Source organism: Leptospira saintgironsiae, from assembly GCF_002811765.1.
GTDB lineage: Bacteria > Spirochaetota > Leptospiria > Leptospirales > Leptospiraceae > Leptospira_B > Leptospira_B saintgironsiae.
The window spans coordinates 1-11,831 of sequence record NZ_NPDR01000009.1 but is presented as its reverse complement, the minus strand read 5'-3'; the positions used below and the strand labels follow the sequence as shown (position 1 = coordinate 11,831).

11 protein-coding genes are annotated in these 11,831 nt (G+C 39.3%); 3 read left to right on the top strand and 8 right to left on the bottom strand.

Going from position 1 to position 11,831, the window contains the following annotated elements; translation table 11 throughout:
- Positions 1 to 79 precede the first annotated feature (79 nt).
- The gene (locus tag CH362_RS16455) at positions 80 to 364 is read left to right on the top strand and encodes an LIC_11321 family protein (RefSeq protein ID WP_165780283.1); all 285 of its coding nucleotides are present in this window, start codon (positions 80 to 82) and stop codon (positions 362 to 364) included.
- A gap of 61 nt (positions 365 to 425) precedes the next feature.
- Here the strand turns inward: CH362_RS16455 and CH362_RS16450 are convergent, their stop codons facing one another.
- The 7 genes from CH362_RS16450 to CH362_RS16420 all read right to left on the bottom strand — a co-directional run bounded on the left by CH362_RS16450 (position 426) and on the right by CH362_RS16420 (position 8,751).
- The gene (locus CH362_RS16450; RefSeq protein WP_100711413.1) at positions 426 to 1,457 is read right to left on the bottom strand and encodes an LIC11086 family outer membrane transporter; all 1,032 of its coding nucleotides are present in this window, start codon (positions 1,455 to 1,457) and stop codon (positions 426 to 428) included.
- Positions 1,448 to 2,317 carry a hypothetical protein gene (locus CH362_RS16445; protein WP_244280622.1) on the bottom strand — a complete coding sequence of 290 codons (870 nt, stop codon included), beginning with the start codon at positions 2,315 to 2,317 and terminating at the stop codon, positions 1,448 to 1,450. The genes CH362_RS16450 and CH362_RS16445 overlap by 10 nt, the downstream gene beginning before the upstream one ends.
- 14 nt (positions 2,318 to 2,331) lie before the next feature.
- On the bottom strand, positions 2,332 to 3,480 hold the full coding sequence (locus tag CH362_RS16440; RefSeq protein ID WP_100711411.1) for a methanobactin export MATE transporter MbnM: 1,149 nt from the start codon (positions 3,478 to 3,480) through the stop codon (positions 2,332 to 2,334).
- A 48-nt stretch (positions 3,481 to 3,528) separates the two neighbouring features.
- A complete protein-coding gene (locus CH362_RS16435) occupies positions 3,529 to 4,446 on the bottom strand; it encodes an MbnP family copper-binding protein (RefSeq protein ID WP_100711410.1) in 918 nt (305 codons plus the stop codon).
- A 99-nt stretch (positions 4,447 to 4,545) separates the two neighbouring features.
- Complete coding sequence (locus tag CH362_RS16430) at positions 4,546 to 4,992, bottom strand: LIC_11090 family protein (RefSeq protein ID WP_100711409.1); 447 nt, start codon at positions 4,990 to 4,992, stop codon at positions 4,546 to 4,548.
- Entirely contained in the window at positions 4,989 to 5,300 is a 312-nt protein-coding gene (locus CH362_RS16425) for a hypothetical protein (RefSeq protein WP_100711408.1), read from the bottom strand. Before CH362_RS16425 ends, CH362_RS16430 begins: the two co-directional genes overlap by 4 nt.
- 82 nt (positions 5,301 to 5,382) lie before the next feature.
- Positions 5,383 to 8,751, bottom strand: coding sequence for a methylmalonyl-CoA mutase family protein (locus CH362_RS16420; protein ID WP_100711407.1), 3,369 nt, complete (start codon positions 8,749 to 8,751; stop codon positions 5,383 to 5,385).
- Between the two features lie 199 nt (positions 8,752 to 8,950).
- On the opposite strand from CH362_RS16420, the gene CH362_RS16415 reads away from it, so the two are divergent.
- Together CH362_RS16415 and CH362_RS16410 are read left to right on the top strand one after the other, a co-directional pair.
- Positions 8,951 to 9,955, top strand: a complete 1,005-nt coding sequence (locus CH362_RS16415) for a phosphatase PAP2 family protein (protein WP_100711500.1) — start codon at positions 8,951 to 8,953, stop codon at positions 9,953 to 9,955.
- Positions 9,956 to 9,959: 4 nt separating this feature from the next.
- Entirely contained in the window at positions 9,960 to 11,261 is a 1,302-nt protein-coding gene (locus CH362_RS16410) for an oligosaccharide flippase family protein (protein WP_100711406.1), read from the top strand.
- A gap of 56 nt (positions 11,262 to 11,317) precedes the next feature.
- Here CH362_RS16410 and CH362_RS16405 read toward each other — a convergent pair.
- Positions 11,318 to 11,831 (bottom strand): ATP-binding protein (locus CH362_RS16405; protein ID WP_133124480.1); only part of this gene is annotated, 514 nt, incomplete at its 5' end.

Here is an 11,831-nt window from a genome sequence, read left to right as displayed (position 1 = left end):
AACGTAAAAACTTAACTTCGGTTTTTGAATTCAGGGATTTTTCCTTGCCTTGTAAACTAATTCTGGAGATAAAATAGGTTTGATGAATTTTCGAACTTTGATCTTGGTTTTTGCCTTTAGTTATCTTTGTTCGATCGCGACTTCCGTCTTGGGGGTTTCTCCTGAGCCTACTAAGGATACCAAGAACCAAGAGTCAGCACCCAAAAAAGAAAAACCTTCCAAGACACAAGGATGTTGTAGGATCAAATACGAGGGTGGAGGAATAGATTATTTTCCTTCCACCGAGGAAGAATGTGTGGCCAAGTCGGGTTTCCAAAGTTTCGAAAAAAATTCAGCCCTATGTTTCCAATCTCTTTGGGATTGAATGGCCACGCCTCTCTGTTCAATATTCTTTGCGGTCTTGGCGCCTTTGCGTGAAAACCCAGCTATTTCTTCTCTAAATCTTCTTCCGATTCGAACTCATCTACTTCCTTCTCCGATTTTTTTGAAGAGTCTCTCCATTCGGGAAGTTCGAAAGAAATAGAAGTAGTGATCGCATAATCATAAAGCCTGATCTCGGGATCTCTAATCAAAGGAAGCCGGCCTGCAATCGTAAGATAAGTACCTTTAGTAAGAGTATAATTAAAACCTAAACTAGCTTCTTTGAAAGCTTTCGGGAATTTTTTCTGGGTTTCTGAATCTTCTTCTAAAAGACTACCACCACCGATCACGTTCACATAAGGAGTCCTGTATAAAAGTCCTCCGAAAACACTGAAATCTTTACTCCAAAAATAGGTAATATATGCAAACCACTGGGTGATCTTTTGGATCTCAGGATGAGTTTCTGTATTTTGAGTAGTAGAGCTTTGCGCCCAATAGGGAAGTCCAGATTGAGTGTCCAGATTCGCATGATCTTTAGAAAGAGGAAAAATCCCAGAACCCCTAAGAACAAATAAGAACTGTTTCCAAGTGGCGCCTAAGGTTAGGTTCGCAATACCTGAATAATAATCTCCACCTGCAAATTTATCTGTATCACCGCCAGAAGGAAAACCAAGTCTACCTTCTAAAATAATAAAGAATGGCCAGCCAGTATCTATCAAAGGATTCCATTTGGCTCCAACGAATGCTTTGCCGTAACGAGAAGCGTCACTTCTATCCTTCTGCTCATAATAAGTCCATGGAGCACTGAAGTTTGCGGCATATTTACCACCTGCAAAATTGAACTCTCCAAACACAGTGGTAGTGTAGAGATTAGAATTATCAATTGTACCTTTTTGAAAATCCTGGCTGATCAAAAGATAATCAGAAGGTTTCTCCCTTTTTCCTGTAAAAGGATCGATAAACCTTGTAGAAGAAGTCATATTCTGGCCTTCTCCTGCATGGTGGGCAAAAATTTCTCCGCCTAAAAAGATGAAGAATAGAAATGCAATAAGTTTTATGAAAATTAATAGATGATTTTTTTTGAATATTAGAAACATGGATATAATACCAAGACCTGGCCGCTTGTTTCCAGGTTCTCCAGGATTTCAGAGTATAGTGTAGTATTTTGAAAATCGTTGATTGTGATCTCTGAACCAGAAATTGCAAAGATCCCGTCCAAGATAGAAACAGAAGATCCAGCTCTCTGGGAGAGTAGGCCATCCGTCCTAAATCCAATCGAGAATGGAACATTCTTTTTATAAGGGATCTCTAAATCACAGGAAGCTTCTACTTGGAATTCTGCTTCTCTTAATTCTACATGAACCGTTTTGGTTGTTGATCCATTAAATATCTGGAATGTAAGCAGAAGGTCGGAAAATTCCCCATAAATATGTTGCAAGGTTCCGTATGGAACAGCAGGAAAAGGGGATAAACTTTGCCTTTTTACCGGTCCAGTTAAAGTGTTAAAATCAGAGGCAGAAATATCTCCTGCAGAAAAACTTCCCTTGATCCCGTATTTGTGGGAATAAGAGCCTGTTCCTGTTGTAGGAGTTTCTGAACCACCTGAATGAAACACATGGACCTTGCCATCTGTAGAGGAAGAGGAGACAGAAAAAGAATTTTCAGGCCCCTTGAATAGCATTGAAATACTTTCTAATACTACTTCGTTCCCGGTGAGTTGTATCTGATAAGTAGAACTCCCACTTAATGTAAAAGAACCTATATCAGAATCTCCTTGGTCATCCGAGTAGTATAACCAAGGAGAAATGATCGCTCTTCTTTCATCCATAATACGGAATAACGCCTGAAGTTCTGTGGATCTTTCTTCCGTGGAGTTCCCTAAGGTTCCATAGGCGCATGCTTGGAAGGACAATAAGAATAGTAAGATATATTCGAATTTTATTTTATTCTTCATCATATTTATCTAAAATTTCAGAACGGATCCTGGAATTTAGGATTGGTTGTAAATTCCGTGTCTGTTAGGCTTTTTAGGAATTCAACCAAATCCTGTTTTTCGGATTCACTTAAGGAGAAACTTCTTACAAAAACATCTCTATATGGATTTGTAGTTCCGTCTCCCGTTCCACCGTTTACATAATGATTCACTACAGATAATAGATCCGGAATTGAGCCATCATGCATATAGGGTGCAGTAAGTTCTACGTTACGCAGAGAAGGTGCTCTGAATTTTCCACGATCTTCTTCCTTAAATGTGAATTCATACAATCCGCCGTTCGGACTTACAAATCTGGAAGAATCTAATCCATTATTATGAAATGTAACTTCTTCGAAAACCGTTCCTGTGTGAAGGACTGTATCTGTAAAATTGAAACCACCATGGCAATGGAAACATTCTGCTTTTTCTCCAAAGAATAGGTTTTTACCTCGGATTGCAGAAGGGCTTAGGGCAGAAAAATCTCCAGCCTGGTATCGATCGTATGCAGAATTTCCGGAGATAAAGGTTCTTTGGAAACTGGATAAAGCTTTCGTAATATTTAATATACTGAAAGGATTTTGGTCGTTTGGAAAGGCGGATTTGAATTTAGAAACGTAGTCAGAATCGGTCGAAAGCCTTTCTAACAAAAGATCTTCTCTGTCTTTCATTCCTAATTCAACTGGATTGTCCCCGAACATAGGAACTCTTGCTTGGTCTTCTAATTTTTTTAAAACTGGATTTGCCCAAGTTTGCCTAAGATTATAGGCGACGTTAGAAAGATGTTGTGCATTTCTCGGATGAGACTGACCTGTAGAACCAACGGAAACAGTTAGCCCATCGGTAAACGCATTTTCTTGTTTATGGCAACTTCCACAGGATTGGGTTTCATTTTCAGATAATCTTGTATCATAAAATAAAAACCTTCCTAGATCTATTTTCTCCACGGTGATTGGATTATCACTTGGAACTTTCGGCGCAGGAAATCCCGCAGGAAGATCCCAGGTATATGGAGTTCCTTCGGAAGGAGAAGTTCCTAAAAGTAAAAGTATACTTTCTGATCCGGAACTTTTTTCTTTCGCCAGCCCCAATTGTGTACATTGAAAAAGTAGAAGGAAGAGTAAAGAAAACGTAATATATTTATTCATAAAATACTCCGGTTTCAGCCGAATTGACCGAAACCATCGTTATAATTCCTATTTGGAAATTATTCCAAATACTGTCTGTGTGGTGGACCCAGCATTGCCGGTAGAATAATCCAAACCGAAATTCGGATACACTAAGGAACAGGTCGCGCTATCCATGGCCCCCATAGAATGGCAACTTTTGCTTCCAGTGCTGATATCCCAACCTGTCACAGCTTTTTTAAGGTCGAATTGAACCTTTTGTGTGAATGGATTGAATCCTTCGGTAGGAGTTAGTTCAATCACAGTCCGGTTGGAATTGGTGCAGGTATAAACTCCAGCCGATTCGGAACAGCCGGCAGATCCTATATGTAGAACTGCTGCATTTCCAAGAGTTGCAGCATCATTAGAGAGAAATTCTCCTACGAAAAATCTATAACCCATGGTCCAGCTCCAAGCGAGTCCAGAAACATTTAATGGACTAGGAGCAACACTGTAATCGATATGATTTAAACTTTCTGGAACTCCCAAAGTGAATCTAAGAGTTTTGTAGGTTTTATTTTCTACAGAAGCTTGGACAAAATTGTTTGTTTCCGTAGTCCCGCTACAACTTCCTTTTCCGTTTTCAAAGTCAAGAAGTGCAACTCCACCGTACTGCCAAGCTCCAGTATTAGGAACATCTAAAGTGATTATATTATCGTTTTGATCTACAAGTTCAAATTCAGAAACATAAAATCTAAGATCTTTAAGTCCGATTGGCATAACTCCTGCCACATGTTGGATCGTTACAGAGCTAGAATGACTATCTCCATGCCCTGTAATATCTCCTCCGCAGCTGGCATCGCTATCTCCGACTACTGCTTTAAATTCAATTCCTGGTGGGCTCAGGGTAGCTAATGCTAAAAGAGCGGCGTTTGGGCTGGACGATCCGTCACAACCTATAAAAATTAATGAAGCGGCCGCGATTACGGATCTACATAATGATTTCATAATATTCTCCTGTGGAAAGTGTTTTACTTTCCGATTTTTCGTATTAGCGTAAGGATATAGGTATATCCTCCGCTTCCTCGTTCGAGGTTTAGAAAATGTTTAGGAGAATTGAGGGGGTCTTTCTAGATCGAAAGAAACAAACACTCCGCAACCTTCTTGAATACGGCTCAGAAGTTCTGAGCCAAGAGTTTCAGGAGCTATGTTTTCTAATTTGGAATAAGTGAAAAATTGAGTGCAGATAGTCCCGCTTAAATAAGAGGCCTTATCTTTTGCTTTTTTACAGGCACATTTATGTGCTTCACCCGATTTAGCGGAATGACAGTCGGGTAGGGAAGAAGGTTTTGAATTAGAATGATCTTCTCCGCTATCAGCGAGTTTGGAAGAGAATCTGGAATCTTCAGAATCTGAGTGTTTTTCTTTTTGGCTTCCGTGATTACAATGGCAAAGTTTGATCTCACCCGCGAGCATTCCACAGAACCAACCGCTTCCGAATACCAAACTTTGGAATAGGAAACATTGGGTCAGAATGATAGAAATCGTTTTCATTGTAGGGAGATTTTCAGTCGATTCAGAACAGTTTTGAGTCCTTCGCTGGTTTTGATTTCCACCGGGACTCCTTTGGACTTTAATTCCGCCAAAAGTTTTAAGATCCGATTCAGTATAAGAGAAGGGATTGCGACTACGTTTTCGAGATCTAGCTCTACAACGGTCGGCTGGATTTCTTGGATCTTTTGCAGGATTAGGCCGATTTCTTCGGTTTCGACAGAACATACGTTCCGCACAAAAACGACTCTAAACCGTTTTTTTTCAGCGTATACATGTGTCTCTGTAAACTGGATTGCAGAAGAAGTCATGGCCTTGGACCAAATTTTCTACCTTGAAACCCTAAGGGAAACAAAAAAAGGTCCTCTGAATTGATTTGTATCACTCGCTCGGTCACATACTTCTTCTATATTGGCCGCCCACTTCGTAAAGAGAATGGGTCATTTGTCCCAAAGAACAAACCTTTCCTGCTTCTACCAATGCTTCGAATCCGTTCTCTCCGGATAGGCAAGCGGCTTGTAAATTTTTCAGGGCCTCAGAAGATTCCTCTTTATTCCTGAATTGGAATGCCTCCAACTCTCTGATCTGCGCTTTTTTCTCATCTTCAGTGGAGCGGATTACTTCTTCTGGAAGAATTGTAGGAGATCCATCTTTTCCTAAGAAAGTATTCACACCTATTACTGGAATTTCTCCAGTATGTTTTCTGTGTTCATACTCCAGAGATTCTTCTTGGATCTTATTTCTTTGGTACATTCTTTCCATTGCACCTAGAACTCCGCCTCTTTCAGAGATACGTCTGAACTCAGACAAGATTGCCTCTTCTACTAGAGCAGAAAGATCATCAATGATAAAGGAACCTTGTAGAGGATTTTCGTTTTTAGCCAGACCCAATTCTCTATTGATGATGAGCTGGATTGCCATTGCTCTTCTTACAGATTCTTCTGTAGGAGTTGTGATTGCTTCATCATATGCATTCGTATGCAAACTATTACAATTATCATAGATTGCATATAAAGCTTGTAAGGTGGTTCGAATATCGTTGAATGCAATCTCTTGTGCGTGTAAAGAACGTCCAGAAGTTTGGATATGGTATTTTAACATCTGAGAACGTTCAGATCCGCTGTATTTATATTTCATACTCTTGGCCCAGATCTTACGCGCCACTCTTCCAATGACTGCATATTCAGGATCAATTCCATTGGAGAAGAAGAAGGAAAGATTCGGAGCAAAATCATCAATCTTCATTCCGCGTGAAAGATAATATTCCACAAATGTAAAACCATTTGCAAGAGTGAAGGCAACCTGAGTGATCGGATTTGCTCCTGCCTCTGCTATATGATATCCTGAAATAGAAACAGAATAAAAATTACGTATCTTATTCCAGATAAAATATTCCTGTATATCACCCATTAACTTCAGAGCAAATTCAGTGGAGAAGATACATGTATTCTGTGCCTGGTCTTCTTTTAAGATATCCGCCTGAACAGTTCCTCGAACAGAAGAAAGAGTTTCTTTCTTTATCTTTTCATAAACTTCCTTAGGAAGGATCTGATCACCGGTTGTTCCTAAAAGAAGAAGGCCTAGACCATCATTTCCTTTCGGGATCTCTCCTTTATAGTGAGGAACAGGAACACCTTTTTTAGAATAGATCTCCGCAAGTTTGGATTTTGCTTCTTCTACTTTTCCTTCTGCACGAATATATTTTTCGCAGGTTTGATCAATCGCGGTATTTAAGAAGAAGGATAGAAGCATCGGTGCCGGTCCGTTAATCGTCATGGACACAGAAGTGCTAGGGCTACAAAGATCAAAACCAGAGTAGAGTTTTTTAGCATCATCTAAGGTAGCGATGCTCACTCCGGAGTTTCCGATCTTACCATAAATATCTGGACGAAGTCCAGGATCTTCTCCATATAATGTAACAGAATCGAATGCAGTACTCAAACGATGAGCCGGCATTCCATGGCTAACGTAGTGGAATCTTGCGTTTGTTCTTTCTGGTCCGCCTTCTCCTGCGAACATACGAGTAGGATCTTCGCCGGTTCTTTTAAAAGGAAATACCCCAGCAGCAAATGGAAATTCTCCCGGGAAGTTTTCAGTATAAGACCATTTTACAATTTCGCCCCAGTTGCGGAATTTAGGAACGGAAACCTTAGGGATATTCAGATTACTTAAAGATTTTGTAAAATTCTCTACCTTGATCTCTTTGTCTCTGACTTTATAAGTGAAAAATTCTCCAGAATATTTTTCTAATTTAGAATCCCATTCTTTCAGGATCTTTTTAGTATCAGGATGAAGTCCTTCTTCTCTTTTGGAGTATTCTTCTTCCAAGTCAGAGACGTTTTTGCCTCTTTCTTTTAATACTTCTATCGTACCTTTGATCCTATATAAAACTTCTGCAGTTTCGGATTCTTTTTTGACGAAATTCTCGTATTTCTCGCATTCTTCCGCGATCTCAGCTAGATATCTTTGTCTATCTGGAGGGATGATATGGATCTTTTGGCTAGTCTCTGCGCTTGCAGCAAAATTAGATTTCCAATCCAGATTGAATTTTTTATTCAAAGAATCAATCAGTGCAACATATAGATTATTTGTGCCAGGATCATTAAATTGAGAAGCGATTGTGCCGAATACTGGCATCGTTTCAGGCCCTTGATCGAATAGTTTTCTGGATCTTTGGAATTGTTTTTGGACATCTCTGATTGCGTCTAATGCTCCTCTTTTGTCACATTTATTAACTGCAATCAAATCCGCATAATCGATCATATCAATTTTTTCTAATTGAGTGGCGGCTCCAAATTCAGGAGTCATCACGTATAGTGAAAGATCGGAAACTTCTGTGATCTCTGAATCACTTTGTCCAATCCCCGCTGTTTCTACGATCACTAAGTCGAATTCAGAACTTTTGAGAACATCCAGACTTTTTTTGACATTTCTGTTCAATGCGATATTTGCTTCTCTAGTTGCAAATGATCTCATATAAACTCTTGGATGAGAGATAGAGTTCATACGTATTCTATCTCCTAAAAGTGCTCCTCCTGTTTTTCTTTTGGAAGGGTCTACTGATATAATAGCAATTGTTTTGTCTTCGAAGTCATGGATAAATCTTCTGACTAATTCATCTGTAAGGGAAGATTTTCCTGCTCCTCCTGTTCCAGTAATTCCTAAAATCGGAATCGTCTTTTTGGAAAGTGGAAAATCCAATTTTCCAGGGTCTATTTTTTTAGGATCATTTTCAGAAGATTCCACTAAGGAGATTGATTCTGCGATTGCGATCGGATTTTTTTTGCGGATCTCTGCGAAAAGATTTCCATTAAATCTATGTGGTGGAATAAAATCAGATTTTTGTAATAGATCGTTGATCATTCCTTGTAATCCTAAGGAGCGACCATCATCTGGAGAATAAATTTTAGAAACTCCATAAGCTTCTAACTCTTGAATCTCGGAGGGAAGGATAGTTCCTCCACCTCCGCCGAATACTTTTATATGAGAACTTTCTTTTTCTTTCAGAAGATCTATCATATATTTGAAATATTCTACATGACCACCTTGGTAACTTGTGACTGCAATTCCTTGCACATCTTCTTGGATGGCACAGTCTACGATTTCTTGGACTGATCTATTATGACCAAGGTGAACTACTTCTGCTCCAGAAGATTGAAGTATTCTTCTCATGATATTGATAGAAGCATCATGTCCGTCAAAAAGTGAAGCGGCAGTCACAAATTTTAATTTATTATGGGGTGTATAAATTTCAGGTTCCATTATATTCTCCTAATGTTCTGGCCTTTAGTAAATTTTGACCGAACTTTGTTTGTTTTGTCGTTTGGAGAACGATCGTTCAATAAATTCCACTTATATATCTATCATGCAGTAGGAATACGAATCTAGCAACTGGATTTTGGCTTACAAAACGAATGTTCTAAAAACACCCAGAGGGCTAAGATCTAAGAAAGAATTCATTTTGCGTTTAAAACCGAAACTTTATATGCTCGTTTTTATGACGGATAGTTTCCTGTGGAAAGAGATCTTATTCTCTAACTCGCCTTTAGAGGCTCTTCATGTTTCTGCCTTAAAACCTGTGTTGGATCCTCTTACAATTGTGTTCCATTATTTGGGATCTTCTCTCTTTTTTATGGCTTTGGTCTCTCTTATCTATCTTTGTTTGGATCGAAAGATTGGACTCAGAATGACACTTGGTCTTTTGATAGCTAGTATTGTGAATGGAGCTTGTAAGGCGCTACTTACTATGCCAAGACCGATAGGTTTACCATTCCCTTCTGAGCTCGGACTCATGGAAGGTTCCTATGGATTTCCATCTGGACATGTGCAGACCGCAGTTGTGTTATACGGAACTTTATTTTTGCATGTAAGAATTCCTTGGGTGAGAATACTTACCGCGTTTTTGATCTTATTTATGCCAATTGCAAGAATGTACGCTGGACTTCACTTTTTGGGCGATACCCTCGGAGGTTTTGTTTTAGGATTACTTGTATTATTCGGATTGGAGTTCTGGTTCTCAAAAGACCCTGGAGTTTTGGAACCTGGTTTTACAGGACAGGTACCGGACCAGAAAAGACTGAAGTCACTTGTACTTTTTATTTTAGCTCTCACTGTGCCTAGCATTCTTCTTCATGACCCAAGCCAACCTGAGTCTACGAATAAATCCTGGGAGCAGGTGATCTCTTCAGCAGGAGCTCTTGCAGGTTTTGGGATCGGGATTTTGTATAATAAGAGGGCAGGATTGGATTGGAAATCAGTCGATTCTTGGATTGTATTTTTGATCCGAGTAGCCGTGATCATTCTTGGGATCTTGATCTTTTATTTGGCTCTCGGAAAAATTCTCTCCTCACTATTGGGGGAAAATCCGGTTGCCAGATACTTTAAGTATGGGATCGTGTGTTACTATATTGGCCATCTCGCTCCCATTCTTTTAAAAAGGATACGCGGAGGCGCCTATCTAACTTAACTTCATGCTTCGCCTTGGATCCTCTCTACAGTTCATTTCCGAAAGTATCGGAAAATTACGGACCTCCGGATTCATACGTAGCTTTTTTTCAGTAGGGTTTTCCAAGGTAATCGCCTCCCTACTGAATTTTATCTTTATGGTTTATTCCGTTCGTATCTTGAGTAAAAACGAGAACGGGATCTTCCAATACTATTCCGGATTTCTGCCTATACTTTTAGCTGTGGCAGAATTTGGATTACCCACCGCCTTAGTACGTTTCCTTTCTCCAATGACGGAAGACAAAAGAAAGATTGGAGTGCTTCTTGCATCTTCTCTCTGGGTCAAATGGGCTGCATTATTTCTATTGGTGCTTGTTACAAGTGTTGCTGTTTATTTTTTAAAGGAGAATGCGCTGGCTGCATTTCTTCTCGTATTCGGTAGCTTTGTTCTTTCTTTTAATTCTTATTTCGAAAGTATATTTGTTTCTTTTGGACAATATCATGCGCTTTCTATTTGGTATCCTCTTCCAAACTTGATCCGCATTTTGATTTTGTATTTAGCAGATCAATTTTCGGACCATGCGCTCGGACATTTGGATATACTTGGGATCTTCTCCGTAGCTCCAGTTTTCACGATTGTGTTATTCTTCCTATTATTCCCGAGAGGAAAATTGCATTGGGCAGGTGATAAGGAAGAAGTCCGACAACAAACCAGAGAACTCATCTCTTTCAATCGTTATGCATTTTTAGCTTCTTTATTTGCAATTGTATCAGATAGGATGGAGTTATTTTTCCTGAATAAATACCATTCGAATGAGGCTGTAGCGGCTTACGGGGTGGCTTTACAACCATTCAGTGGATTTGTGATCTTATTTTCTGTATTAAATTCAATGATCTATCCTAAACTTTCTAGGCTAACGGAAAATAAGGAATTCACTAGTTATTTGGGCAAATCTATCTTAGTGGCTGTGGTATTTGCTCTGGCTTTAGGGCCTTGGGTGTTTTTAGGAGATTGGGTCTTCTCCGCATTATTCTCAGGAAAATATCCTGAATCAGTTCCTATATTCCATTTATTATATCCTAATTATCTATTCCAATTGGTATTTTCTCCACTCGGAATGGCATTATTTGCATTAGGACAACCTAGGTTACTTGCGATACTTGCTTTAGTTAGATTGGTCTTCGGCTTAGTTTTGGATAATCTTTTAATCCCTGAGTATGGAACGATGGGAGCAGCAGGAGCATTTTTCTTGGGACAAATTCCTTCTTGGTTCTTGCTTAGTGGTTATTTTTTAGCGTATTACAAACCTTCTTCCAAACAATCTTAGTATATATTCATATATTCTTAAAATAGAATATTCTACCTTTCTGTTGGGTTGTTAATTTAAGCCTGTTTCACTTCTGCTTTTTGAAGTTTCTTTACAAATGTGACTTGGTTTCCCTTATCATTATAAGAAAGGGAATCCACATTCATACGCACTAAGAAGATACCTCTTCCTGAAAGTTGACTTGCATTCGGATCTTGTACAGGATCTGGAACTCTTGCAGGATCGAAACCTTCTCCACCATCTTCCAGGATAACAGTCACTCTTGTATCATCATAGTCTACTTCTACCTGGATCCATTCTTCTTTGGATTCACAGATCTTGTCCACATAAGAGAAGTAATCATTCTCTTGGAACATCAACTCTTGTTTTTGGTGATAGGTGATTCGAGCGCAACCGTGTTCAATCGCGTTTCCGATCAATTCGTATAATGCGACTTTTAAGGAGAGTTGGTCCTCGTTATGCAGATTTGGAAGATGAGATAGGGACCTTAAGATCAAATGAACATATTGGTTTAAATTCCCGAGCCTAGGAAGAAGTCCAAACTTTTGTCTGGATTCCCGGACCTGGAAC